Here is a 26,119-nt window from a genome sequence, read left to right on the forward strand (position 1 = left end):
TCTAATAATAATACCCAAGGTAGCTCATGACCTCTTCGCATACATGGAATTTTTTCCGCGCAGGCGGGTTCGACCAGGTGCAAATCGATAATGGTGCGGATTTGCTCGCGCTGAAAGAACTGGATCAGAAACTTTGGGTTGCGCTGAGCTGTCCGACGCGTGGCATTGAATTCGATACCCATACACTCGATTTGATCGACCAGGACCGGGATGCGCACGTTCATGCGAATGAAATACTCGGTGCCATTGCCTGGGCGGGCCGTCTGCTGAAAAATCCGGATCTGCTGGTAAACGGTTCGGATCACCTGGCTCTGGCCGATATCGACGATAGTACCGAAGAAGGCCAGCATGTGCTGGCTTCGGCCCAGTACATCCTGAAAAGCCTGGGCAAATCCCATGCGGCAGAGATTTCCCTTGCGGACATGGCCGATATCGACAAGTTTGTCGCTGGTCTGGAATTCAACGGGGATGGCGTGATTCATCCCAGCCAGGTTGGGGACGCAAGCCTGCGCGCAACAATTGAAGACATCATCAAGTGTCGAGGCTCAGTCTTGGATGCGGGTGGAGAAGCAGGCATCAATCAGGAAATCAGCGATGCTTTTTTCTCGGAGGTCGCAGCCTATTCGGATTGGCTCGTCAGAGGTGATGATGACGCACACGTTCAGTTTCTGGACGAGAAGACACAGGCAGCCGCCGATGCCTTTCACGCCGTTAAAGACAAGGTCAACGACTACTTCACCCGGTGCCAGCTTGCCGCCTATGATGCGCGCGCCGCTGCGCCATTAAGCCGCTCTACAGAGGACTATGAGCATATCGCGGCACAAAACCTGTCGGCCCAAAATCCGGATATCGCCAATTTCCCTCTGGCAACGGTGGAACCCAATAAGCCGCTGCCATTGCATACCGGCATTAATCCCGCGTGGCAAAGCCAGATTGAGGCCCTGCGCGAACAAGTCATTGTGCCGGTATTCGGCGAGAAAGAAGTACTGCTTCCTTCGGAGTGGGTTGAGCTTCGAGCTAAATTTGCAGCGTTTGAAGCATGGCAGGCCGCCAAACCCGCCTGCAGCGCCGAAAAGCTTGGTAACGCGCGTCTGCGCGAGATAGCCCGAAGCGGGCATAAGGAGGCGATCGACCGCTTGATCAGCCAGGACAAGGCAGTGGAGAACGAAGTCAAGGCAATCCGGTCGGTGGAACAACTGCTGCGCTATCACCGCGACTTGTTCAAACTGGTCAATAATTTTGTATCGTTCCGCAGCTTTTATACTCGAAGGGACAAAGCGCTGTTTCAGCTTGGAACGCTGTACCTGGATAGCCGCAGTTGTGACCTGTGCGTCAGGGTTGATGACATCGCCAAACATGCCGAGTTCGCCAATATGAGTGGCCTGTATCTGGCCTATTGCGAATGCGTACGCAAGGGCGGCGCCGAAAAGATGAGCATTGCCGCCGCCTTTACCGATGGCGATTCTGATTTCCTTATGGTTGGCCGTAATGGCATTTTCTACGACCGCAAAGGCCAGGATTGGGATGCCACTATCGTGCGCATTCTCGACCATCCGATCAGCATCCGCCAGGCGTTTTGGTCACCCTACAAAAAACTGATCAAGTTCATCAACGAGCAACTGGAGAAGTTGGCCGCTGCGCGCGCCGCAGCGGCGGATGAGAAACTGCTCAAGGCGGCTGCGGAGAGCGTCAAGCCGGTAGCGGAAGGAGCGCCTCCGCCGACGGCGCCCAAGCCGCCTTTCGACGTGGGCAAGTTTGCAGGGATTTTCGCAGCAATCGGGTTGGCGCTCGGGGCTATCGGCGGTGTTTTTGCTTCAATTGTCAGCGGACTACTGGGATTGAGAATCTGGGAAATACCTCTGGCAATAATCGGATTGATGCTGCTCATTTCCGGACCCGCCATGATCGTTGCCTGGTTCAAGCTGAAGAAACGAACCCTCGGTCCCATACTGGATGCAAACGGCTGGGCAATCAATGCGCGAGCCCGGATAAATATCCCATTTGGGAAGACCTTGACCCAAGTGGCATATTTGCCCGAAGGCTCGCATCGCTCGCAGGTCGATCCGTATGCGGACCAAAAACCGGTATGGCCCTATTATGTGTTGGTTGCGGGCATCGTTGCGGCATTGATCGCCCTGTGGTACATGGGAATTTTTGGGGAACGCCCAAGCTGAAGGATCGAACGTCCCGGGAGCGAAGCGATGGATATTGACGAACTCAAATCAGTGGCAAGAGCCATTGTCGCGAAACAGAAGGGCATTCTCGCGGCGGATGAAAGCAACCCGACGATCAAGAAACGGTTCGATTCGGTCGGGGTGGAATCGACCGAGGAAAATCGCCGGCAATACCGAGAACTGCTCTTTACCACCCCAGGCATAGAACGCTATATCAGTGGCGTCATTTTGTTCGATGAAACGCTGCGCCAGAGTTCGAGCAACGGCATCCCTTTCGCCAAACTGCTATCGAATCGGGGCATCATCCCCGGCATCAAGGTGGACAAAGGCTCAAAGGCTTTGGCGCTGTACCCCCGCGATAAAATCACCGAAGGGCTGGATGGATTGCGCGATCGTCTCACCGAATACAAACAGCTTGGCGCCAAGTTTGCGAAGTGGCGGGGAGTAATTGATATTGACGAGCATGACGTGCCGTCGCCCTATGCGATCCGTGCTAATGCCCACGCCCTGGCACGCTACGCCGCCCTCTGCCAGGAAGTCGGCCTGGTGCCCATCGTTGAACCGGAAGTGCTCATGGATGGCGCTCACAAAATTGACCGGTGTGAAGTGGTCACCTCGCAAGTGCTTGAGCAGGTATTTGTGGAGCTCGATGCTCACCGCGTGGCGTTCGAGGGGATGCTGCTCAAACCGAATATGGTGATCGCGGGAAAAAAATGTCCACATCAGGCCGATACGCAACAAGTTGCCGAGGCTACTGTTCGCTGCCTCACTCGCTACGTGCCTGCGGCGGTACCGGGGATTGTGTTTCTGTCCGGGGGCCAAGGTCCGGAAGAAGCAACTGACCATCTGAATGCCATGAATACCATGGGTGCGCATCCATGGGAGCTCAGTTTCTCCTACGGGCGTGCGCTCCAGGAACCGGTTCTGGCCGCGTGGAAAGGTCAAAAAACCAATATTGCGGCAGCACAGCAAGCGTTTCTCAAGCGCTGCCGGTTAAACGGCCTGGCCCGCGAAGGCGCGTATAGCCGCGTGATGGAAACAGCTGAAGCGGCTGCCTTGTAGGCGTTCAACCTGAATCCGACAGTTGAACAGGGTGGAGTGTATGTTTTTGAAGTGGAGCGCAAGGCGAGATGTTAAAAATAATGACGGAAGCCCAGCCGTATTGCTCACGCACCAGCAATGTCACGGTTTCAGCAAAAGTCGAAAATGTCGTCAGCCCGCCGATAAGCCCGTGATAGCGAACAGCCGCTTCCGGCGAAAGCACAGTATTGTGATGAAAATACTCGACCGCCATACCGACGAGATAACCTCCCGCCAGATTATCCATTAATGTCCAGAGGAAGAGTCGGAATACGGGATTCAAGGTCATGCCGAACCACCAGCGCAGCCATGTACCCAACGCTGCGCCTGCCGCAACGGCCGTTATTGCCGTACCGGAGAGCAATATGGAAGGCCTATATCTCAAGTTTTATGTAAGCGAATTCCGCGAACATAATGGAATCCTGTTATTCGAATGGCTCCTGGAGCGTGCCAAGAAATGCGGCTTTCACGGCGGCACGGCAATGCGTGCGGTAGCCGGTTTTGGACGACACGGCATATTGCATGAGGAAACTTTTCTTGAACTCGCGGCGGACCTGCCTGTGGAGGTCAGCTTTGTCCTGAGCAAGGACGAGGCAAAACTGTTCCTCGACTTATTGCAGGCGGAAAATATTGACCTGTTTTACGTACAATTCCCGGTCGAATACGGATTTTTGCCCGCCAACCATATTGACGACTGGCGCGCAGGCGAAAAACCGCCCAGCCTGTAGCCCAGCCTTCAGGGGGCAGTCCAAGCGCGTTGCGCCGTATGCAGCTGAGACGACCCCGATCAATCTCTTTGCTGCACATTGATTTGCGGGTTATGCTCAAGAAAAAGCCCGGCGCAGTAACCTGCTGCCGGGCCGTGGCGTTTACTTCAACTACATTTACTTCAACTACAAATGGGGAAGCTGCGCTTCGTTCCCTCTTACTTCCTATCGCTACTTCCTCATTGCTTCCCCGGATACAATCTTATCAATTCCGATTGCAGTGTCTATTGGACTGAAGTACAACCCGGCGATAAATGCATTCAAGCAGTGTTCAGCCTGCCTCAGGCTTAGTTGAGCGCGACAGGTCACCGCTGCCTCGCCGGCCTTATGGCTCATGGCTTCAATACTCATCTATACTATAAACAAATATAACTCCATTTTTTCTCAGCCCTGCTTGCGCGCTCCTGAATCGGGCTGCGCCGGTGCAGCCCGCCGAAAAAGGTTTACCACATGGCGGACCAACGCGACGATAAATCCAGATTTCCGCTAACAGGGCTTTTTGCGTTGCTGGCGATGATAAGCGGTTTTCTCTTCTATGAAGGGATTTCGCTAAAAACTTCGCGGCCCATCAACAAGGAACAGGCGAGCAGCATCTTCCTGAAAAAGGGGATTGTACAGTCGCGCCTGTGGCAGGACCCTTTTGAAGCCGTGAATGCACACCGGCTGCTGGAGGAAAAACTGACCGGGGAGCCGGATGAAAAAAACGACCGCCATACACTCGACAAACTGGTTGAGGTTCTGGATCAGTCGGAAATTTCCAATCTTCGCGTACTACCTGTATTCGTGGATGGAAGTCCATACGTCAATGGAGGTGAGTCCAGGCTTAACGACCGATATGCAGTGGTTTCGGCCCTCGGTGCGACAGACTATGTGCCCGAGTCGGGCGAATACATCCGCTTTTTCAAATGGAACCGCGACAAGAAAAACAATATAAATACAAAAACCGGAACGAGAATCCGAACGGGAGCGGATGAAATCGAAACGCTCATACCGGCGGAATTGTATTTTCCTAATGCGAAATTCCGCGATGAACCGTATGGAAAACATGTGCTGGTCCTATGGCTCAAGGAACAGGATGCGGGCCCAGAACCGCTCATGTTTCTGGATGATCTTCTCGAATCTCTTGAAAAGGCCTTCGATAAGCACGGATCAAAAATAACATTTACTTATGATGTGCTGGGGCCGCGCAGCTCCGCCACCCTGAGCGCCATGCTGAAGGAATTGCAATCGGTCCAGCCTGACGCTCCAACTTCACCGTTCAACCTTTTGAAGAAGACCCGGTTCTTCTCTCCCTACGCAACGGCGGAGGACACCTTTTTACTGGACTATTCTCCTAATGCACCCCAGCCGTCCGCATCCCACCGAACCGGGAAACAATTGAAAGAGAGCGGAAAAGAGCCGGGAAAAAATAACGAACCGGAGTTCACGAAGGAGACCGCGAAAGAGATCGAAAAAGCGACCGTGAATGGGTTGCTGAGTAAAGCACAAATCAAGCTGATCAGGACGATTAATACCGACGCCGTGCTGGCGGAGCAACTCCTCCGAGAGCTGAAACGCCGCCAGGTGGATCTACAGCCTTGTGCAGACAAACATTGCAATCCACAGGTCGCTCTGATTTCGGAATGGGATACGCTTTACGGACGCGCTTTGCCGCGAACCTTTGCTGCGGTGGCGATGAATAACGGCTCAGGGGAAACCGGCCCCGCGCTAGAGACCGAAATCAATAAATTGCGCAGGGATGCTTGGCCGGGCTGGATTTACCGGCATTCATACCTGGCGGGACTCGACGGCGAATTGCCGGCACGGGGAAGCGATAAGGGCAGTGATAAGGAAAAAGACGGAATTCCCGCCGCGGGGAAAGCATGGTACGGAGGCCTCCCGCAAGGCCCCGAACAGAGCACAGCTCAAAGACCTGAAGGCCGCGGCCAGCTAGACTATGTCATCAGGCTGGCGGCAGCCCTGAAGCAAGAGGAAACCAGGAATGGGGAGGAATTCAAGGCGATCGGGGTACTCGGCAGCGATGTGTATGACAAGCTTCTGATTTTGCAGGCGCTACGCCGTACGTTTCCAAGGGCGGTCTTCTTTACCACCGATTTGAATGCCAGACTGGCCTACCCCGCCGAATGGCATTGGACACACAATCTCATCATTGCTTCGCACTTCGGACTGGAGCTTCAACCGGATCTTCAAACACCGATTCCTCCATTTCGGGACAGCTACCAGACTTCGCTGTTCTATTCCGCTTTATGGGCGTTGGAATACTTTATTTCTGCAGACAACTCGAGTTGTCCGGATTGTTTCCAGTTGAGGAAAAATAAAGAAGATAAGGGGAATAAGGGGGCGAAGAAATTTTCCGCTGACGCGGAACCAAGATTGTACGAGGTCGGGCGCCACGGCGCTTTCGATATCAGCACCGATCTCCATCCACCGCAGCCTGATTATGCAAGCATCCACCCTCCGCGCAGGGATTTGGAGACTTATTTCGACACGGAGCGCAGCCTTAAATGGATTGTGGGGGCGATGGCCACGGCTGCCATACTCGTCCTGGGCATTATGCTGATCAGCAATACGGCGGCGGCCGCCATGCTCAAACTTGCTTCCCTCAAATGGTTCTGGATCACCCTTATTGTCGCAGGTGCGGCAATTTATGGCGCAATTACATGGGCAATGCGGTCGCTGCATGAGGTGGCAAAAAATGAGCCATTGGTACTGACCGAAGGAATCAGCGCATGGCCAACAGCGGCAATCGGCGCCTTCGTGCTGCTTATGAGCCTGGTCTTTCTGTGGTATTCCTGGAGAAGGTTAAAAAATAACGAGATTGCTTTGGCACATGAATTCGGTCTTGAACGACCCGATATGAAAGGAGACGACCCTGAAGGGCAAAGTCGTGAAAGCCAGGGCACCACGCCGGGCGGTAGACTGCCAGACGAACCCCACCGTGCGCTACCGTTCAATGTATTCGGCCGGGCGGCTCGATATTTGATGGGGTTAGAGACTTGGCATCAGCAAGCGCCTGGCCACTTCAGTGCTACGCATCTCTGGTGTGAATACACGACATTGGGTGATCTGAAAAACTTTGCCGCGCGTTGTCTGCCGCAGGTGGCGATCGCTTTATGCTTCACATGGCTCATGATGACATTATTCGGTTTTCCCAACATCCCATGCCGGGGCCAGGCCTGCTTCACAATAAATGATTATGTCATAATACTGAGCCTGGCCGCGATGATGCTCCTTATATTTTATGTGATAGACGTCACCCTGCTGTGTCGGAGGTGGGTCAATTGCATTGCCGTGAACAAAATCGATTGGCCCGATGACACTTTGATAAAAATCGCACGGGAACAAGGCGTGAGTAAAGAAAACCTTGATGAATGGATGGGGATTGAATTGATCGCCGAGCGAACAACAGTCATCGGCAATTTTATTTATTTTCCGTTCATTATCATGTTTCTTCTGGGAATTTCGCGCCATTCCTATCTCGACAATTGGGACTTTCCCGCTGCGTTGGTCATAATCTTTACGCTTAACGCGATACTCATTGTCGGCAACGCTCTGGCATTGCGGCGATCCGCCGAGATGGCCAAACGCGAAGCCATCAAGCGCCTGGAAAGCAGGCTCACCCAGCTATCCAGTCAAACTTCCGGGGAAATAAAGCAGAGGCAACAGATCGAGTGGGCGATTCAAGCAATAAAAAACAATCAGAAAGGCGCTTTCCTCCCTTTTACCCAGCATCCAATATTTGGTGCGGCAATTGCTCTGCCGTCCGGCGGGTATGGCCTCGTGCTCTTGCTCGAATATCTGGCCACGAGTTTCTGATGAAATATTCATGGGAGAACGCGTGATGATCTCGGCTAAACCAGCAATGGATCGAGTGCGCCCAGCGTAACTCATATCAGCGAGATTTTCGACGTATGCACTTACCCATATCGAAAGTCAACCAGTCGTTACCATAGCCCCAGATCGCGGTGAAGCCGGCCCCGCTTTTAATATTTTTACCGCTGGTATCGATCGTCAGGGAGACAATTATCGGCTTATTTCCGGGATGAGCAGTCGGCATCAATTTTCCGATCGCCGTAAGGGTCCTCGAGGACGTATCCTTGAACACTGTTGCCGTGCCCGTGTAGCAATTGGTCCCTAGGCAGGCCGAGATCGTGCGGCTTCCCGGGTTATAGGAAAAGGACCCCGCATGCTGGAAATCGCTGGTGGCTCGTTCGCACTGACCCGTTGAGCACTCATATTTAACGAAAGGCGTGCAGTTGTATTCCTTGGATTGCTGAGTAAACCCCGTCACTGGACGCAATAGCAAGGCTAGCAAAAACGTTAAACCCCCTTGCGGGGCAAATCCTCGCAGCGCGTTCCGTGAGCGCATCCTCCGCTTGAACAGCGTTCGACGCGAATAAAAGAAATAGACCGGGACGAATTGAAGGGATTCTTCGCCCCGGTCAAACTCTGAGTGGACACACGGGTTCACTCGAGAGAGGAGCGTTTAGAACGGGGAGAAAAAGAACACTCCTGTTTGCATATTCCTTCCGGGACCAAAATAGTTCCGTGCGGTTGGACACGTAATAAAGTGCCTCCGAATGAGCCTTCCCCGAGCGTTATCTGTATCGTGCGGAACCGCATTTCATGCCCTGCCGGTCGCGCTAACCTGTATGCCTGTGCGCTATCGAACTGAATACATCAAGTGTTCGGACTAGCATGCTCCGCGAACCAAAAAAACTGTATTTATAATTCTTGAGCAGTGTCTCGAACACATTTCCATAAGTTCAAGGGTGAAACAGGATAAAACAGGGGAAGCATCTTGTATCCCAGGCGAATTACCAATAACGACAATATAATAAATTCGAAAGATCTGCTGGCCCGCATCCATTGGCTGGAAGAGCAGTTGAATTACCGGTGCTCCGATGAGTATTCCGAGGAATTAAAAACGCTGAGAGCGTTTGTGGAAAACATTGAAGCGGTCGCCTCGGTGTTCACTTACGAGCGAGGTTCGGATTTAATTCGCGACAGCTACCTCCAGGAATATATCAAGGCAATGGAAGGATCGGATGCGACGGATGCTTCCGGGCTAGCCCTTAGTCCCGTCGATTTCAATGGGGTGGTTTACTGGCTGCGGGACGCAAGCTGAGACACGCCGATCTGTTTAAACCCTCCAAGACCGGCACTCCCGCCCGTTATGCGTTATCAGTTTTTCCCATATTCCAGCCGATCGGTTTCTTTTTATTCTGAATGCAAATTGACTCCATGAGAAAAAGAGCTATCTTGAAATTGGAGGCGCCGTAACGGCGATGATAGGAGGTACTATGGCAAATCAATTCGAGCTCAGAGGGCACCATATCGAAGTCCATTATACGATCGGCGGCAACCCCGGCTTCACCGCGCTGACGTATAAGGATGAATTTATTTCACGCGCCTTCAAGCCAGGCGATATTCATACTGACCACACGGCGCTGGGCTCGCTGGTCTCGGTCCGCCTAGTGGAGAGATCGACCGACAATTACACTGTTTTTGCTTTTTTGCTACCTGAGATTGAAGTTCCACCCGATCAGACAGGGGACTTCACTACGGTAGGAATACACCAGGAATATAAGGGTAAAGGGTCTGTCTCGATCCCATACAGTCCCCTTAGCATCCCTACAACCTGGCATCCTTTCGTAATGCACGGCACTGCAAAAAACGTAGTCGTCGCGCTGTAGCCGGAAGACATGGCAATGGATGAAAACAAGAACTCTTCCGCGCCTGGCAACGACAAGGAACGGCCCGGCTCCGGCTACCGAAAAAGAGTGATCGTGAAGTTCAAGGATCATGTCCAGTTGCCTCGTGAGGGGGCGGCACGGATGCTGGATACCCTCGGTATCGGGCCTTGGGACGCGCTGGCGGCACGATTCGAAGGGATCACCCTTGAGCCGCTTCTATTCTTCAAGCAGCCCGGGCAGTTTGCAGCGCTAACGGAACGAGCGCGAGCGCTCGACCCTACCTTTCGCCCCGTCAACCTGGATGCCTATTTCGCCATAAACCTGCAGCCCGAGACAAATGCCGAAGATCTGGTCAAAGCGCTCTCCCAATGGGATTCAGTTGCTACGGCTTATGTCGAGCCTCCGCCGGTCGAGCCACCGTTTGTAAATGCCGCGGATGACCCGCGCAGCGGCAATCAAGGGTATCTCGACCCCGCGCCCGACGGCATTGACGCCGAATATGCCTGGAATTTCCCCGGCGGCGATGGCGCAGGCCAAGCCCTGGTAGATTTGGAGTGGGGGTGGACCTTTAATCACGAAGACCTTGCCGCGCACGGCATCACTTTGATTTCTGGCCTGAATCATTCCTTTTTTTTCCATGGCAGTGGCGTGCTCGGAGAAATCGCCGCGGTGGACAATACCGTAGGCTGTATCGGCATCACACCCGAACTGGCTTCCATCCGTTGCGTCGGCCAGCATTTGCCGGGAGGCGGCTACAGCACGGCACAACCGATACTTGATGCGATTGCTGTCATGAGCTTCGGGGATGTGCTGCTGCTTGAAGCGCAAACCAATCTGTTTGGCTACAACCTGGTACCCGTCGAAATTGAACCGGCCGTGTTCGACGTGATCCACCTCGCAACATCACTGGGCATTGTGGTGGTCGAGGCGGCGGGCAATGGCGGCGTCGATCTGGATACGGTCGTCAATCCCGGCGGGCAGCAGATATTCAACCGCACAAGCCCTGATTTTCAGGATTCTGGCGCCATCATAGTAGGCGCGGCGAGTTCCACCGCGCCCCACTCGCGGCTCGGTTTCTCCTGTCACGGCAGCCGCATCGATTGCTATGGCTGGGGCGAGAACGTGGATACGCTTTCTTCCGACTCCACCAATACCGCGACCAATCTGTATACGACGAGTTTCAACGGTACATCCAGTGCCACACCTATTGTGACCGGCGCAGCGCTTGCAGTGCTAGGTCTGGTCCAGGCGGCTTCCGGCGACCGCCTGGCTCCCTGGCAGGTGCGCATGATCCTGGCTGATCCAGCGAACGGAACCCCGTCCCAGAACCCGGCCATGGACAGGGTGGGCGTCATGCCCAACCTACGCGCCATTATCGATGGCAAAATGCTCAACCTGTCGCCCGACGTTTATATCCGCGATTTTGTCGGCGATATGGGCGACCCCCACCTGGGCGCCATCTCATCCAGTCCCGATATCATCCTGCGTCAAACAGTCGTGGCAGATCCCCAGGCCGCATTCGGCGCAGGCAGCGGCACAGAGAATGATATGACGTTGGGGTATGAAGCGAAAGCCGGGCAGGATAATTTTATTTATGTGCGCGTACGCAACCGGGGCGGTTCTACCGCCACTAACGTGGTGGCAACCGTCTATTGGGCTCCGCCTGCCACGCTCCTTACCTCTGATTTGTGGACCCTGCTGGGATCCACCATCCTGCCGACCGTGCCGACTGGGGATCTGTTAACCGTGTCGAATGGCATCACCTGGCCATCCGCCGCGGTTCCAGCGCCTGGGCATTACTGTTTCGTCGGCATACTCGACACGCCCCGAGACCCCGGCCCTGCCCCAGCCGACTTTCTGGACTGGAACAATTTCATTACCTTCATTCGCAGCAATAATAACGTTACCTGGCGTAACTTCAACGTCATCAACAATGTTCCACCCCCGCGCACGGAGCCGCCAGGCTACGTGCCCCTGCCCTTTATGGCGGCAGGCGCGCCAGACAAGGCACGGCGAATGTGGCTGGAGATCGTGCCTCGATTCCCCGCTGGGGCCGAGATCCTGCTCGAACTGCCCGTCGAGTTTGCCGAACTCCTTCACGTGCATCCAAGTTCCGTCCCGTTCAAGTATCCGGACTCGCCGCGCCTGATCCACATCCACATCCATAACTGCGGTTATACCAAATTTCCGGAAGTGGTTTTCCCGGCGAAGGCTCGAATTCCGCTGCGCCTACTGATAAAAATACCGGAAGCCATGCGTCAGCACGAGTTCGAGCTTTTCGCGCGCCAGCTCTATGAAAGGGACGAAGTTGGAAGGGTCACCTGGAGACTGGTGCCGCCGCGTCAACCGCTATAACGGCTGAAATAAGCAATGATCCAATTACCGTAAACTCAGCAAAATTCACGTAATTGGTCTGCATCGACAGCATTGCGCGTATCGAGTGTGCCTCAGCGTACAGACCAGAAGGGCGAGTTCATTTACTCTGCTATCAAAGATGATCTTGCCGTAACCCTTATTTCAGAAGAACAAATAGGAGAACATTTATGAATAACGACGAAATTGTAGACATGCTGAATGGCCTGATCGAAATCTCCCGCGACGGAATGGAAGGCTTCAAGACCTGTGCGGAAGATGTGCGCGATCCCTCGCTCAAGATGTACTTCCAAAATCGTGCGCAAGGTTGCCTGGAAGCCGTTCGTAATTTGACTGCCGAGGTGAGAAAATACGGCGGTGAACCTGATACAAGTGGGAGCGCGGTAGGTGCGCTGCATCGCGCCTGGGTGGATATCAAAACAGCCATTTCAAACCAGGATAATATCGCGGTGCTCGAAGAATGCGAACGAGGCGAAGCTGCGGCCATGATAGCCTATGAAAATGCGCTGAGAGGAGATATGCCGGGCGATCTGCGCGCGCTTCTCGAAAATCAATATGAAGGCGCGAAAAGAAACCATGACCGGGTACGCCAGCTCCGCGACACGGCCCGGCATCATCCCGACCTGGTTTGAATGGCGAGCCGGGCTTCACCCTATTGTTCGGTGCAATATCGAGCAGAGCCCGGCCTGCCTTGGTTGTTCAGGATGGTGGACAGCAGCTCAACCCATTGCGATGGATTACGGTGGTTCTTGGCTTATAGCCTCCCTCATGCTTCCACTCATCCTGCATCTTCAGGTGGTTGGCTTGCCTATTTAACCTATCCACACTTCATCAAAATCCAACAAGACTCATATCTCAACAAATTGGGCTTATTTCGATACCCGGTACAGAGTAAGTGTGCTTTTATCCGTTTTATTCAACGTCGCCGTATTGCCATCCGCACTGATGTCGACCGAGGCCGCGCCATTGTCCGAAAAGCCGGCACAACCGTTCGTGTCATAGGTAAATCCTTTAAATGTCAATGCCTTACTGCCTGTATCATAAGAATATGAGGAAAACTCGATGCCTGGCCCACCGCAGCTTGCATGACCGGCCCCTTCCGCGTCCCCAATTGGATCGACCATCATAAATTTTCCATTGGAAAAGAAAAAATAGGTGGGTGTCTTGATGACAGCCGGATCGGACGCCCATGCTCCAACGATGCCTTTCGGATCATTTTCCATTCTGGAGTAACGGCTCTCCTTGACTTCCGTTTTGATAGGCTCCTTGCTCGAACTGATCTCCAGCGTGCCCGCAATATGGAAGAGCTCGCCGAAAAGGCTGGCCTGCTTCCTTTCTCTTTGAACCGTCACGATATCGGAAGCGATCAAATCGGAACCATCGGTACGAAGCCGCCAGGTTGGCCGCGGATGGGACAATCCAGCCTGTAGATTAGTATCAATTTCCGGTTTGCCAATGAATTTGAATCCGCGGGTATCGAACTCCGATACACTCGCCGCCCCATATTCCACCCCGGCTTTACTGACCAGATTGCCACCGCATACCCGGTTGGCATCGCAGGAATCGTCCGGGGTAGCCTCCCCTTCCAGATACTCACCACCTTTACCGGCTGAAGCGCGGATAACGGAAGCCGCTGCACCGTCGTGTTTCACCCAGATGTTAGTGCTAAGCAGGCTTATCCCTTGCGAAAGAAAGTGGGCATCGGCCTGTGCCTGTGTCTTGGCCGGGCCCGCGACGCCGCCTGCCTCTCTTGCCTTTTGTAACTCGGCAGATGCAGAGAACTCGGCGGGGTCGCTGTCGAGATTGATCGAAGCGCTCACAGCAGCCGCGGCACTCGGCGGAATGGCAATACCATTTTCGGGATTGCCGTCAGCATCCAGAGACTGAAACAGGATAAGCAGGTTATGCAGCCGGGCGCTGCTTTCGCCGGCCAACTCCATGGGCGTTACGATCGCCGCGCCCTTCGGTTTTCCCAGAATGAGGCTACCCAGCTTGAACTCAACCGTGTCTCCATGACTGTATTTGAAAATCCCCTTCTCGTCCGTGGTCCCGGTCGCGCCCGAAGATGCCGCGTATGCCACGCCGCCCACCGCAGTATCCAGCAATCTTCCAGTAGTTGGACCTTTTTCCGCCTTGCCGCCACTACTCGCGCTACTGCTGCTGCCGCCACTCGAGGAGGGGCCCTTGCCATCGCCGCAGGAAGCAAGGCCGAGGACAAATGCCAGGGGCAACAAGGGCGCCCAGTTTATATTTCTTTCCTTCTGACTAAATTTCATTCAGGCGATCCATTCCGTATTTAATTGACGCGTAATGATATCAAACTTTGTCTCTACGGGACTGAAAAGCATCACCTCATCCTCTGCCTGAAAACAATTGCTTGATATGGGTGAGCCCCCGTTGTCTATTGCCGCCGGTGTCAAATGTGGACAATGACATGCAAACCTGGACCACGAATCGTCCTCGTTCGTCCGGAATATCAGGACCTGCGACCAAGAAGTCGTTTGGAGGTCGTTTGAGGTCGTTTGAGGTCGTTTGGAGGTTGTTTTGAATTCGACGTGTTCGCAACTGGGATATAGCCGTAGCGCTACAATTACCCCATGATCAGATTAGGTCATAGGAGCGACATCGCCGCGTAACGGAGGGCCACAACAATAGCGTTATTTCCTTACACCAACCACCGGAGAGACATCGCATGAATAAAAAGAAACTCATTCTGATCATCGCAGCGGCACTATGTGCTGTTCCGGTTGCCCACGCCAGCATCGATCTTATCGCCGTCGGTTCGTTAAATGGCACTTTCTCAGATCTTTCAAGCCAGACATCGGGTCCGTTGGAAAATGGCGTGGCCGGGAATATTCTTGGCGGCCTTGGCTCAGGTTTTGCCTGGGCAGGTGGCAATACCTTTCTTGCCACGCCAGACCGCGGACCCAATGCGACCAGTTACAACTCCCTGGTTGACGATACAACATCTTATATTACGCGCTTTCAAACCCTTCAGATGAACCTGACGGCAACCGCATCAGGGTCGCTGCCATATACGCTCACCCCGACGCTGACCGCCACCACCCTTCTATCCAGTTCGACGCCGTTGACCTATGGTACCGGCGCATTGGGAACAGATGCTACGCATACGCTTGACAGCGGGGTGCCCGCATTGAACGCTGTCAACGGTACGAACTATTTTACCGGCCGCTCCGACGGATTTGGCGCTGGGCCCTCAGGCAACCCGAGCAATGCGCGCTTCGATCCGGAAGGTGTGCGCGTTTCGAACGATGGCAAGAGCGTATTCATCTCCGATGAATACGGTCCCTATGTCTATCAGTTCGACCGCGCTACGGGCCAGCGCATCAAAGCGTTCGAACTGCCCGCGAATCTCACTGTAGCGACACCCGGTCCTACCACCGTTTCGGAGGGCAGCCCGTTTGACACGTCCGGACGGGTAGCCAATAAAGGTATGGAAGGGCTGGCCATCACGCCCGATGGCACCACACTGGTTGGCATCATGCAGGCTCCCCTGCTCCAGGATACAAACAAAAACGTTCGGATCGTTACCATCGATATCGCAAGCGGAGCCACGCACGAGTATGCTTACAAACTGACCACAGGTACGGGTGTCAGCGAAATTGTCGCCCTTAATAATCACCAGTTCCTGGTCGATGAACGCGACGGCAAAGGCCTCGGCGACGGCACCTCAGCCGCGGTCAAGCAATTGTTCAAGATCGATATTGATGGCGCTCAGGATGTTTCAGGCATGAGCGGGGACTTGTCATCCAAGGCAATAAGCAAGACGCTGTTCCTTGATGTCGTGGACAAGCTGCACGGCAACGGTATTGCGTTCGACCAGGTCCCCGCAAAGATGGAAGGTCTGGCCTTTGGCGAAGATGTGGTTATTGATGGGGTCATCAGGCACACGCTGTTTTTTACGAACGATAACGACTTCGTTCCGGGCGTTGCAGGTGACAACAAGTTCTACGTCTTCGCTGTCAGCGACGCCGACCTGGCTACCGTTGGCGCCACCTATACCGCGCAAATGATTTCCCCGGTTCCCGAGCCGGAAACATACGCCCTGATGCTGGCCGGTCTGGGCATGGTGGGTTGGTTGGCGCGCCGCAGGAGGGCTGCCGGAAAATAATTGACTTCTCGAGATTCAAAATGAAGCCTCCGCCAAAAGCGGAGGTTTTGTTTTTTTATCGATGTCTTTTATTCTTTTTGTTGAAAAAATCCGATCCAGGTGGGGTGAAACCGCCGCTCACCTTGACCTCTTCCCCGAACAACCTGTTCTCATGCGCCGCGCAATATTGAACTTGCGGATAAGGCAGGGTTATTCGATAAATCCCTATTGTGTTTGAGGCTATTGAGGTTCAAACTCTTGCATGGTATGCCAAATAATTGCTAAAGATTGGGAGGATCAAAATGAAAAAAAGCCTCTGCTTGATGCTGTGTGGTGTCGCAAACCTGTTTCTGCTGTGTTTTAGTGCCTGGGCGAGCGAAGGGGGTGCTGGCCCCGAGCTTAACGAAGCCCGGCAGGTAGCTCAGTATAACTACGTTATTCATATTCTCGCGATGTTGCTGGTGGGTTTCGGTTTTCTGATGGTGTTTGTCAGGAGATACGGATTCGGGGCCACCACTGGCACATACCTGGTAGTGGCTGTTGGTCTACCCCTCTACATGCTCCTGCGCGCGAACGGAATCTTTGCCCATGAGATCGCGCCAAACACGGTCAAGGCATTGATGTATGCCGAATTCGCGGTAGCGTCCGCATTGATCGCAATGGGCGCCGTACTTGGGCGTTTGCGGGTATTTCAATACGCATTGCTGGCACTGTTCCTCATTCCAGCATATTTGTTGAATGAATGGCTGGTACTGGATAACGGGATGGGCATGACGGCAGGGTTTCAGGACACGGCCGGATCGGTCATTATTCACGCTTTTGGCGCTTATTTTGGTTTGGCACTATCCCTTGTGCTGACTACCGCGCGACAACGCAGCCAACCGATCGAATCGGATGCCACTTCCGATCGTTTTGCAATGCTGGGCTCGATGGTGTTGTGGCTTTTCTGGCCAAGTTTCGCTACCGCCATCGTTCCGTTTGAGGAGATGCCGCAAACGGTCGTCAATACCGTGCTTGCACTGTGCGGAGCCACGCTAGGCACCTATTTCCTGAGCACGTGGTTCCATAAAGGCAAGACCTCGATCGTCGACATGGCCAACGCGGCGCTGGCAGGCGGCGTGGCGATTGGATCGACATGCAATATCGTCTCTCCCACAGGCGCGTTCGGAATCGGTTTGCTCGCTGGGGCTCTCAGCGTCATCGGTTATGTGTTCATTCAGCCGGCATTGGAAAAACGCTTCAAGATCGTGGACACCTGCGGAGTGCACAACCTGCATGGAATGCCCGGGTTGCTGGGTGCGCTGGTCGCCATCTTCGTAGTCCCCGGTATAGCGGGCGCTCAGTTCATCGGTATCGTATTCAGTGTAGTGCTTGCCCTCATAACCGGGACCGTTGCCGGTATGCTGATAAAAGCCACGGGTACAACTCGCCTGGCATATGAGGACGGCGAGGAATTCGCTCATGTCGAAGGTCCGGAAACTGACGATATGGTGAAGCTGGAAGGCGGAACGCATTAGCGCACTGCGCATTAAGGAATGCCTTGCTCAAGTAAGCGGCGGATGCCGCTTACTGTTTACTATTTATCCGCTAAACCAACTCTCGACTCCCAGCAAAGTCGCAAGTGTTGATCGGCGGGTTGTCGGCCTACGCTCCGCCCCGCCCCTGTCCCTCCTCCCCACTGTGACCAAAGCAAGTGACTGCGGGGCAGCCGGCTGCTTCGCCTCTTTAGCGACAACCGCCATTCAAACTTGGTCAGGCGTGACGATTTGTTTACGGGGGCGACGCGCACGTGCGGAAGGTTTGCGCCCTGGGGGATCTAACGTTGAGACTGTAGTTTCAGCTTTTGTTTGAGCGGCTGTTTCCTCCGTTGGTGTTTGGGCAGATGGTTCAGTAGCCGCCTGTGCGTCCACAGCCACGCTAGTTTCTTGTGGCACAACCGCGTTCTTTTGTGCACTCTTGCGTCCCTCGCGCCTTCTGCGAGGTGCCGCATGCTTGCCGCTGTCCTCAGCCGAAGCCGAATCGGTGCGTGTTTCCGGAGGGGTTGGCCCGGCCGCTGTCTCGCCGCCCCCTGTCTCGCCGCCCGTCTTTCCACCAGGACTGCGGTAAACATAGGTGCCCGATTTCTCGTCGCGCCCAAGTTCCAGCAGACCGCGTGCCTGCGCTTCTTCAAGCAAATTGCCGAAGGCGCGGAAACCATAGTAGGACTCGTTGAAATCCGGCTTGCGGCGCTTGATCGCCTGTTTTAGTGTGGACGCCCAAATCTTGCCGCTGTCACCCCGCTCGGATACCAACGCTTCAAAAGTCTCCACCGCGATTTCGATCGCCTTACTCTTGCGTGCTTCCAATTCCTCCTTGCGGCGCCTTTCTTCGTCCGGCGAGCGCTTGGCCGCAGGCTGAGCTTCACGTGTATCGCGTTTGGCCGCCGCGCGCTGGCTCTCGCGCACCAGATCATCGTAAAAAATAAACTCGTCGCAGTTGGCAATCAGCAGGTCGGAGGTCGATTGCTTGACTCCTACGCCGATCACTTGCTTGGCATTCTCGCGCAGCTTGGAAACAAGCGGTGAGAAATCGGAGTCGCCGCTGATAATGACAAAGGTATTGACGTGAGACTTGGTATAGCATAGATCGAGCGCATCCACGACCAGGCGAATGTCGGCAGAGTTCTTGCCCGACTGGCGAATATGCGGAATTTCGATCAGCTCGAAATTAGCCTCATGCATCGTATCCTTGAAGCCCTTGTAACGGTCCCAGTCGCAATAAGCTTTTTTGACCACAATGCTGCCTTTTAGCAAAAGGCGCTCGAGTACTGGCTTGATGTCGAACTTCTCGTACTTTGCGTCGCGCACGCCGAGCGCAACATTCTCGAAGTCGCAGAATACTGCCATGCTGACGTTTTCTTGGGGTGATGCCATATTAAATTTGAGAAGATTCGAATCGTATAGTATGTCCTCGAACCCGGTTACGAGCAATATGTCTCAGCAATGCTGATTACGCAATAGACTTGCTGCTTGCAAAATTTGTGTCAGTTTGTGAGAAAATAGCCTGTTGCAATGGCTATGCGGTAGGAACTTACCGCTTGCTTTTCCTTTAGCCCTCATCCGCGTTACGCTGATAAGGAAATCCATGAAAACGCTTAGGATCGCCTTCTTTTTATCCCTCGTGCTTGGTGTGGCGCAACCTGCTCACGCGCAGGAGCCGACTTCGCGAATGATCACGGAAGAGGCGAAAGCACTTTACGAGAAGGGCGAGTACGGCCGTGCGCTGGTCGCTGCCAAGAAGGCGCTCGCGATGGCGGAAAAAGCGGTTGGGCCTAACCATCCCAATACGGCGACAAGCCTGAACAATCTTGCGGAACTCCACCGGGGTCACGGCCAATACAAGCAAGCGGATCCACTCTACAAGCGAGTGCTGGCGATCCGGGAAAAATACCTGGATTCCAACCATTTGCTTCTGGCGGCGAGCCTGAACGGCTACGCGGAACTCTACCGTGCCCAAGGCCGATACGCGGAGGCAGAGCCGCTCTATAAACGTGCGCTCACAATCCGGGAAAAGTCATTGCGCCCTAGCCATCCCGATCTGGCCCAGACCCTGAACAATCTCGCAGAACTTTATTGTAGCCAAGGCAACTATGCGTGGGCCAAGCCTCTCTACGAACGTTCGCTGCCGATCCGGGAAAAAATGCTAGGGGCCGACCATCCCAGCATGGCAACAGCCCTGAACAATCTGGCAGTGATCTATCACAGTGAAGGCCAATACGCGCAAGCCGACCCGCTCTACAAGCGTGCCCATCGCATCTACGAGAGAACCCTCGGCCCCGACCACGAAAACGTGGCAACAAGCCTGAATAATCTGGCGGTGATCTATCACACCCAAGGACAGTACGCAGAAGCCGCCCCCCTCTACAGGCGCGTACTGGCGGTCCGGGAGAAGATGCTCGGCTTCAACAATCCCGATCTAGCCGAGGTGTTGAGCAATCTTGCCGATCTCTATCAAAAACAGGCTCAATATGAACCAGCCGAACCGCTATACAAGCGCGCGCTGGCAATGCGAGAGAAAGCACTCGGGCCAGACCACCCCGAAGTAGCGAAGGACTTGAGCAGCCTTGCCGAACTCTATCGCGTTCAAGGTCAATACGCACAGGCTGCGCCATTTTATGAGCGGTCACTCGCGATTTTCGAGAAAACGGTAGGTTCTTATCATCTCAACATGGCAGCAAGCTTGAACAATCTCGCGACGATTTATCACACTCAGGGGCAATATGCCCAAGCGGAGCTCTTCTATAAGCGTGCCTTGGGAATCTTCGAGAGATCCCTCGGCCCCGACCATCCTAACGTAAAATTAAGCTTGGACAACCTCGCGAAACTCTATCGCGCAACGGATCAATCCAGTGCAGCCGAGGAACTTGGCCAACAAGTAGCGCGCTTTGAAACCATCCCGCAATGAGAATGTAACGCTCAGGGGTGCGGCGACGTCCTTGGCACCGAATGAATAGCGAATTGCGGTAGAGCGTACGCGGCTGGTTCACGACGTTTAGGCGAGCGCTTAGAAAAGGCGCTTGACCCAACTTCTGGCCACTCATGGCATTGCGGCGTTGCGCAAAACCAAAGCCAACCATAGTGATTCCAAAGAGCGCCAGTGTGCCCGGTTCAGAGACCTTGTTCAGGCGGAATTGGCCGTTAGTTAACGTTGTTTCGAAATTACCTATTCCGGTACAGCCGTCTATTGTCTGACCCGGGAGACAGTTTGAGATTGATCCCCCGCCGAGTTCGGAAATCCCCAACGGGCAGGTTTCCGCTTCTGCCTCGGCTGTAATTGAAGAGATGGCGGTTCCTTGCCCCGTGCCTTGTTCAGGCTTTCTGCCGCTTTTCACCCCCTTTCACCGGTTGCGACGCGTTACTCACCGGCAGTGTATTCATAGATGAGCCCAACCATTTAAAGACCCAAACGCCATGTCATTTCCATTTTTCTGCTCGATGTTCCTGCGGAAAGCCGCCTGAAACTCATCTAACGCCAAATATATGAGTTGGCAATGAACCCCGGGCGGAAAAACATCGCTACGCCGAGAACAGCATAGACTGATCAAATGGAACGGTAGCCGGGATACCTTTGCATCTCCTCACGTATTTTTCAGTCAGCGTATTTCGATAAACCTATTGAAGCGTCAGAGCCTGATGACACAGAACAGTTATATCTCCTATACTCATACTTCGAGCCCAAGATCAATGGGCTGGAGCTCCACCTGTTGCTCAATCCGGCGGCATGTACCCCGGACTATACAATTTATACTGAAATACTGAAGCAAAACCCGACGCATCCTATGCTCGGGGCGATCGAATTAATTCACCGGCACCACCTTAATTTGTATTTTTTCCTTAATTTGTATCTTTAACCATTCGTTCCTGCACCAGAACAAGACTTGGCTAACAGATGACGAGGTTTTGCATGAACCGATTCTCAAAGTGAAATTAAACATCGGGAACCGAACCAAAGGAGGCATCCAATGGAGAGTACAGGCAAGACAAAAAAAGGAACAGCGCTGGCATCGGTGAGAAACTGGCTGGCCACACCGCTGGCTGGAGTGGCCACGCTTCTATATGTTATGTGGCAATTGGTGGTGGAGCAGCAACTTTTCCTGCGCACGTTTCTTGTGGAGCGAATGGGCAAACGCGGTGTAGCGAAACTGCCGCTGGGGTATGGCAACGTGTTGGCGCTGAAGAGCATCATGCTGTGTCAACACCTGTCCCATAAGCCTGACGCGTTACGGGATGTCCGTCGGCGCACGGAGCAGCGAATATTCCGGCGATTGCAAAACCACGGCGTACCGCGCAGGCAAGTTCTGGCAATTTCCGAGTATGGGCCCGGCGAGATTGAGCCGCAGCGGTTTTACCGCGAGCATGTCAAACGGTCCATCCCGTGCGTGCTGCGCGGATTTATAAAAAACGCACCCGCAGACTGGACACTCGCGAGGCTCGCGGAACGATTTCCGAACACTGTCGTACAGGCCTTGGACAAAAACACCAAGAAGATGGTGAATACATCCCTGCGTCAGATCGCTGAGGACCGCCGCCGCAATTTCATCCCGCAGCAATTGCTGCTCGACCAAAACCCGGCTTTTTATAACTATTTTGAAATCCCACGGTCGCATGGATATTTTCCTGTCATGGGCCGGCCGTCGAAACCCGTTCTGAGTTTTCTGATTCTCGGCCTGGGGACGGGATTGAACGCCAACTACCACTGCGAGGAAGGGCCCAATTGGTATCTGGCCGTATCCGGATCCAAACGCTGGACGTTGATCGAGTCGGAATATTCCTGGCTGCTATACCCGGCGGCGCGCGGAAATGGCATGCGACGGTTTGCCGAATTCAGCGCCGATGAAAATGGTGAACCAAGTGATCGCAATGCTTACGCACTCGCGGAATACGCGCCGCGCTATGAGTTCGACCTGCATCCGGGCGATGTTTTGTTTTTTCCGGCATGGATGTGGCACAAGACAATCAACCTGGATGAAGAGGGATTGGGAATTACCTGCCGGTATACCGCGCCAGCGGATGTCTCGAATAGATATTTCCGCGGCTTGCAACTACTCTCGAGCGGTTTCTGGAAAAGCTGCATCGAAGTCATCAGCTGCAGCATACGCGGCAATATTGCCGATTTGGCCGCCGACACCGCCCACAACGAGCAGGAAACCACCTTATACTGAAATGACCTGCCTCTGATGTATGGATAGGACGACTTCGGTTACAGTTTTGGTAGATTGAAACTGGACTCGGGAGTCATTCCGCGTAAAGGATAATTCCCGCAAACTGAAGATATTCGGACATGCCGCCGCACCGGCTGACGTGGCGTTCACGTGCCCGTATTACAGGTTTCAATATTTTACCGATGGAAGCGAGCCTGTAGGTACTCTGTAGTACTGCATTGCACTACTCCTTTTTACTGACGCGCTCAATTGATGGGGACTCGCAACCGATGTTGAATCGGGTAGTCCTGTCTTCAAAAGAGCTGCTGTCCCCTTGATCAACTATAAGTAAATCAACTACAAGTCAATCGAGCTCGACCCGATCGATTATGTCAATAAACCGCAGTTATGCCTCTTTCGGAAACTGGACGCTTGGCCACCCTTTTACGGCGCTGTCAGTTCTGGTTGTGCTCGGTATTCTGGCCGCCCATTACGCAATCGGCCATTTACGCATCGATACCGATACCGGCAAGCTCATTGCTCCCGATGCACCTTTTCAGCAATACCGGCGCCTGTATGAACAAGCTTTTTCACAGGATTTGAGCACGCTGCTGCTGGTGGTTGAGTCGGATACGCCTGAACTGACCAAATCTGCCAGCAGAAGACTGTTGGGTCTGCTCAGCAACAACACGGCTCACTTCAACTCGGCCTACATTCCCGATGACAATGAATTTTTCCGTCAGAACGGCCTGCTTTATCTGGATACGGACGAGTTGCAAACGCTGTCCAACAACCTGTCCGTTGCCCAGCCGTTTATCGGCAGAATCGCACAGGAACCCAATCTGACCGGTTTTTTTTCTATTTTTGAAGACGCGCTGAAGGCCACGGATGAGGCGGCAAAAGACAAGACCCAGGTTGTCCCTGTTGATGTGGCCTCGTTGGCCGACAGGATTTCCCTTGTTTTGCATAAAACGATCAATGGCGAAAATGCCCTGCTCTCCTGGGAATTATTGATTGCCGAGAAGAAAAGACACTCCGGCAAAGAGTTTATCATTGCCTCGCCCAAGCTCGATCATTCGCATATCCGTCCCGCCCAAGGTGCGATCGAGGCTATTCGCAAAGCCGCGACGGATATTCAGGACCCCGGTCTGCCGGCCGTCAAGGTTTGGGTGACGGGCGAGGTCGGCCTTGAAGACGATGAGCTTGCAGGCATGAGCACCGGCACCTTTACCGCCAGTGTGTTCTCCGTTGTCCTGGTGTTATTCATTTTGCTGGTTGCCTACCGATCCATTTTACTCACGGTAGCCACGTTGCTGACCCTGGCCTTGGGCATGATTTTCTGCGGGGCATTCGCAGCCATTGCGGTAACGGAATTAAACCTGATTTCACTGGCTTTTGCAGTATCCAATATCGGCCTGGGCGTGGAATATGCGATTCATTTTTGCTTACGCTATCGGGACAATTTAAAGGATCATGCCGATAAAGAGCTGGCACTACGCAACACTTTCATGACCGTGGGGCCCTCTCTGTTATTGGCCGCCGGCACCACGTCCATCGGCCTTTATGCTTTCATCCCGACTGATTACAAGGGCGTCGCGGAGCTTGGCCTGCTGGCAGGGACCAGCCTGTTTATTTGCCTGTTAATCACGCTGGTTTCCTTGCCGACGCTACTAAAAATCCTGCCGGCGCCGAGGAAGTTCGGGTTGGAGGTAGACCAACATCCGCTCTCAAACCTGTCCAGGAAACTGGCGACCTTACCGCTCCGGTACGCCAAACCGGTTTTCGTTGCCACCCTCGTTTTGGCCCTGATCTCCATCGTATTGGCATTTAATGTGAAAACTGATTTTAATCCGATCGACCTTCGCGACCCTAATACCGAATCGGTGGTCGCGTTCAAAAGATTGATGGCGGACGAGGAAACCACGCCGATGACGTTGAACGTGCTGACCCAGGACAAAAACAGCACCAAAATCCTGCAACAAAAGCTGTCGGCATTAGCTTCGGTTGATAAAACGATCAGTCTTTTTGACCTTCAGCCCACGGACCAGGACGAAAAACTGGCGTTGATTGAAGAACTGGTGCTGATACTTGGCCCGCAGGTACAGCATTTCCCGCAGCTGAAAACGGATGCCGACCCAGCCCCCGGCATCATCCGCCTGATAAAAGCGATTGATACCCTCCTGTCCCAAAAAAGCAGTACCCGGGAGCGGGCATCGTTGACGAATTTAAAAAAGGAATTGCAGGAAATTCTGATCGAGCTTGATGCACGGCTGCAACCCAGCCGAAAGGTTTTCATTGAAAAAATACAGACTGCGCTGCTCGGCACGTTACCCGAAGTCATGCACGAATTATCAGTCAGCCTGGAAGCCAGACAGATCAGTCTGGCCGATCTGCCTCCCGATATTCGGGAACGATGGCTGAGCAATGACGGCTTGTACCGCATCCAGATTTTTCCAAAAAAAAACCTGAACGATCTGACCAACCTGAAAGAATTTATCACCGAAGTCCAATCGGTCGCACCTCAAACAACCGGCCTGCCGATCATATATTGGGAATCGATGAAGGAAGTCGTCCAGGCTTTTGAGGAGGCTATTGTGATTGCGCTGGTTGCCATTGCACTGGTTTTGCTCGCCATCCGGCGCAGTTTTCTGGATACCGCGCTGGTCATGGCAACACTCATACTGGCGGGGCTCTTTACCATGGCAAGCGCGGCGCTCACCAACACTCCCGTTAATTTCGCCAACATCATCGCCCTGCCGCTGTTATTGGGACTGGGGGTTGACAACGGCATACACATGCTCGTAAAGCTGCGCCATTCGCTTTCTGAAGAGGAGAACATCTATGAGTCCAGCACCGCCAGAGCCATTTTTTTTGGAGCTCTGACCACTTCCTCCAGCTTTGGAGGGTTGGCTTTCTCGCCGCATGCCGGTATCTCCAGCATGGGCTTGATCATTACCATAGGCATATTCTGGATCATGGTCTGTACATTTATTATTCTTCCTGCGCTCAGTAAACTGATATTAAGCCATAAGGAAGGTAACCAGCCGCGCTAGGCGGATAAGCCAAGCGGGCACTCGTCCTTGATCGCTTGGCAGGCCAGACTCTAGTCGTTGTCACCAGCGTGCCAGTCCGGCGGAAGCGCAACATGGGGATGGCACAGTCCTGGCATGGTAACGTAAGGACCATCGGACCATCGGCACAACCTATATTCCCGACTTGAAACATAACCATGAGTCGAG

Annotated in this window: 18 protein-coding genes; 13 read left to right on the plus strand and 5 right to left on the minus strand. The window is 53.7% G+C overall.

Annotated elements, in window-relative coordinates:
- Window positions 1-26: 26 nt before the first annotated feature.
- Window positions 27-2,174, plus strand: a complete 2,148-nt coding sequence (locus tag BMX00_RS09760; protein WP_090828838.1) for a hypothetical protein — start codon at window positions 27-29, stop codon at window positions 2,172-2,174.
- A 27-nt stretch (window positions 2,175-2,201) separates the two neighbouring features.
- Window positions 2,202-3,236, plus strand: a complete 1,035-nt coding sequence (locus BMX00_RS09765) for a class I fructose-bisphosphate aldolase (protein ID WP_090828839.1) — start codon at window positions 2,202-2,204, stop codon at window positions 3,234-3,236.
- A gap of 4 nt (window positions 3,237-3,240) precedes the next feature.
- Here the strand turns inward: BMX00_RS09765 and BMX00_RS09770 are convergent, their stop codons facing one another.
- A complete protein-coding gene (locus BMX00_RS09770) occupies window positions 3,241-3,543 on the minus strand; it encodes a CrcB family protein (RefSeq protein WP_245728005.1) in 303 nt (100 codons plus the stop codon).
- Here BMX00_RS09770 and BMX00_RS09775 point away from each other — a divergent pair.
- Together BMX00_RS09775 and BMX00_RS09785 are read left to right on the plus strand one after the other, a co-directional pair.
- Window positions 3,542-3,982: a DUF190 domain-containing protein gene (locus BMX00_RS09775; RefSeq protein WP_245728006.1), complete on the plus strand. Its 441-nt coding sequence runs from the start codon at window positions 3,542-3,544 to the stop codon at window positions 3,980-3,982. The genes BMX00_RS09770 and BMX00_RS09775 overlap by 2 nt on opposite strands.
- 489 nt (window positions 3,983-4,471) lie before the next feature.
- Window positions 4,472-7,837: a hypothetical protein gene (locus tag BMX00_RS09785; RefSeq protein ID WP_090828843.1), complete on the plus strand. Its 3,366-nt coding sequence runs from the start codon at window positions 4,472-4,474 to the stop codon at window positions 7,835-7,837.
- 76 nt (window positions 7,838-7,913) lie between these two features.
- Here the strand turns inward: BMX00_RS09785 and BMX00_RS14750 are convergent, their stop codons facing one another.
- Window positions 7,914-8,078 (minus strand): hypothetical protein, encoded by a 165-nt coding sequence (locus BMX00_RS14750; RefSeq protein WP_218141531.1) that lies wholly within the window; start codon window positions 8,076-8,078, stop codon window positions 7,914-7,916.
- Between the two features lie 744 nt (window positions 8,079-8,822).
- Here BMX00_RS14750 and BMX00_RS09790 point away from each other — a divergent pair.
- The 4 genes from BMX00_RS09790 (at window position 8,823) to BMX00_RS09805 (ending at window position 12,722) form a co-directional block, all read left to right on the plus strand.
- Window positions 8,823-9,149 (plus strand): hypothetical protein, encoded by a 327-nt coding sequence (locus BMX00_RS09790; protein ID WP_090828844.1) that lies wholly within the window; start codon window positions 8,823-8,825, stop codon window positions 9,147-9,149.
- A 175-nt stretch (window positions 9,150-9,324) separates the two neighbouring features.
- Complete coding sequence (locus tag BMX00_RS09795) at window positions 9,325-9,717, plus strand: hypothetical protein (RefSeq protein ID WP_090828845.1); 393 nt, start codon at window positions 9,325-9,327, stop codon at window positions 9,715-9,717.
- Window positions 9,718-9,732: 15 nt separating this feature from the next.
- Window positions 9,733-12,072, plus strand: coding sequence for a S8 family peptidase (locus BMX00_RS09800; protein ID WP_177171828.1), 2,340 nt, complete (start codon window positions 9,733-9,735; stop codon window positions 12,070-12,072).
- Between the two features lie 188 nt (window positions 12,073-12,260).
- Window positions 12,261-12,722 carry a ferritin-like domain-containing protein gene (locus BMX00_RS09805; protein ID WP_090828847.1) on the plus strand — a complete coding sequence of 154 codons (462 nt, stop codon included), beginning with the start codon at window positions 12,261-12,263 and terminating at the stop codon, window positions 12,720-12,722.
- Between the two features lie 237 nt (window positions 12,723-12,959).
- Here the strand turns inward: BMX00_RS09805 and BMX00_RS09810 are convergent, their stop codons facing one another.
- Window positions 12,960-14,366 carry an adhesin gene (locus BMX00_RS09810; protein ID WP_090828848.1) on the minus strand — a complete coding sequence of 469 codons (1,407 nt, stop codon included), beginning with the start codon at window positions 14,364-14,366 and terminating at the stop codon, window positions 12,960-12,962.
- Window positions 14,367-14,782: 416 nt separating this feature from the next.
- Here BMX00_RS09810 and BMX00_RS09815 point away from each other — a divergent pair, with 416 nt between their 5' ends.
- Both BMX00_RS09815 and BMX00_RS09820 read left to right on the plus strand, forming a co-directional pair.
- On the plus strand, window positions 14,783-16,222 hold the full coding sequence (locus BMX00_RS09815; protein ID WP_090828849.1) for an FxDxF family PEP-CTERM protein: 1,440 nt from the start codon (window positions 14,783-14,785) through the stop codon (window positions 16,220-16,222).
- 281 nt (window positions 16,223-16,503) lie between these two features.
- Window positions 16,504-17,718 (plus strand): ammonium transporter, encoded by a 1,215-nt coding sequence (locus tag BMX00_RS09820; RefSeq protein WP_090828850.1) that lies wholly within the window; start codon window positions 16,504-16,506, stop codon window positions 17,716-17,718.
- A 225-nt stretch (window positions 17,719-17,943) separates the two neighbouring features.
- Here the strand turns inward: BMX00_RS09820 and BMX00_RS09825 are convergent, their stop codons facing one another.
- The gene (locus BMX00_RS09825) at window positions 17,944-19,113 is read right to left on the minus strand and encodes an NYN domain-containing protein (RefSeq protein ID WP_090828928.1); all 1,170 of its coding nucleotides are present in this window, start codon (window positions 19,111-19,113) and stop codon (window positions 17,944-17,946) included.
- 211 nt (window positions 19,114-19,324) lie between these two features.
- On the opposite strand from BMX00_RS09825, the gene BMX00_RS09830 reads away from it, so the two are divergent.
- On the plus strand, window positions 19,325-20,644 hold the full coding sequence (locus tag BMX00_RS09830) for a tetratricopeptide repeat protein (RefSeq protein WP_090828851.1): 1,320 nt from the start codon (window positions 19,325-19,327) through the stop codon (window positions 20,642-20,644).
- On the opposite strand, the gene BMX00_RS15110 is transcribed toward BMX00_RS09830, so the two are convergent.
- Window positions 20,529-21,071 (minus strand): PEP-CTERM sorting domain-containing protein, encoded by a 543-nt coding sequence (locus tag BMX00_RS15110; protein WP_143053079.1) that lies wholly within the window; start codon window positions 21,069-21,071, stop codon window positions 20,529-20,531. The two genes, BMX00_RS09830 and BMX00_RS15110, sit on opposite strands and share 116 nt — an antisense overlap.
- A 630-nt stretch (window positions 21,072-21,701) precedes the next feature.
- Here BMX00_RS15110 and BMX00_RS09835 point away from each other — a divergent pair.
- Both BMX00_RS09835 and BMX00_RS09840 read left to right on the plus strand, forming a co-directional pair.
- On the plus strand, window positions 21,702-22,901 hold the full coding sequence (locus tag BMX00_RS09835; protein WP_090828852.1) for a cupin-like domain-containing protein: 1,200 nt from the start codon (window positions 21,702-21,704) through the stop codon (window positions 22,899-22,901).
- 368 nt (window positions 22,902-23,269) lie between these two features.
- Window positions 23,270-25,933 carry an MMPL family transporter gene (locus tag BMX00_RS09840; protein ID WP_090828853.1) on the plus strand — a complete coding sequence of 888 codons (2,664 nt, stop codon included), beginning with the start codon at window positions 23,270-23,272 and terminating at the stop codon, window positions 25,931-25,933.
- The last annotated feature ends 186 nt before the right edge of the window (window positions 25,934-26,119 follow it).

Source organism: Nitrosovibrio tenuis, from assembly GCF_900109785.1.
Lineage (GTDB): Bacteria > Pseudomonadota > Gammaproteobacteria > Burkholderiales > Nitrosomonadaceae > Nitrosospira > Nitrosospira tenuis_A.

Coding starts and splice junctions, on each gene's coding strand:
- BMX00_RS09760 (WP_090828838.1), top strand. CDS start 27: ATGACCTCTTCGCATACATGGAATTTTTTCCGCGCAGGCGGGTTCGAC.
- BMX00_RS09765 (WP_090828839.1), top strand. CDS start 2,202: ATGGATATTGACGAACTCAAATCAGTGGCAAGAGCCATTGTCGCGAAA.
- BMX00_RS09775 (WP_245728006.1), top strand. CDS start 3,542: ATGCCGAACCACCAGCGCAGCCATGTACCCAACGCTGCGCCTGCCGCA.
- BMX00_RS09770 (WP_245728005.1), bottom strand. CDS start 3,543: ATGACCTTGAATCCCGTATTCCGACTCTTCCTCTGGACATTAATGGAT.
- BMX00_RS09785 (WP_090828843.1), top strand. CDS start 4,472: ATGGCGGACCAACGCGACGATAAATCCAGATTTCCGCTAACAGGGCTT.
- BMX00_RS14750 (WP_218141531.1), bottom strand. CDS start 8,078: ATGCCGACTGCTCATCCCGGAAATAAGCCGATAATTGTCTCCCTGACG.
- BMX00_RS09795 (WP_090828845.1), top strand. CDS start 9,325: ATGGCAAATCAATTCGAGCTCAGAGGGCACCATATCGAAGTCCATTAT.
- BMX00_RS09800 (WP_177171828.1), top strand. CDS start 9,733: ATGGATGAAAACAAGAACTCTTCCGCGCCTGGCAACGACAAGGAACGG.
- BMX00_RS09805 (WP_090828847.1), top strand. CDS start 12,261: ATGAATAACGACGAAATTGTAGACATGCTGAATGGCCTGATCGAAATC.
- BMX00_RS09810 (WP_090828848.1), bottom strand. CDS start 14,366: ATGAAATTTAGTCAGAAGGAAAGAAATATAAACTGGGCGCCCTTGTTG.
- BMX00_RS09815 (WP_090828849.1), top strand. CDS start 14,783: ATGAATAAAAAGAAACTCATTCTGATCATCGCAGCGGCACTATGTGCT.
- BMX00_RS09820 (WP_090828850.1), top strand. CDS start 16,504: ATGAAAAAAAGCCTCTGCTTGATGCTGTGTGGTGTCGCAAACCTGTTT.
- BMX00_RS09825 (WP_090828928.1), bottom strand. CDS start 19,113: ATGGCATCACCCCAAGAAAACGTCAGCATGGCAGTATTCTGCGACTTC.
- BMX00_RS09830 (WP_090828851.1), top strand. CDS start 19,325: ATGAAAACGCTTAGGATCGCCTTCTTTTTATCCCTCGTGCTTGGTGTG.
- BMX00_RS09835 (WP_090828852.1), top strand. CDS start 21,702: ATGGAGAGTACAGGCAAGACAAAAAAAGGAACAGCGCTGGCATCGGTG.
- BMX00_RS09840 (WP_090828853.1), top strand. CDS start 23,270: ATGTCAATAAACCGCAGTTATGCCTCTTTCGGAAACTGGACGCTTGGC.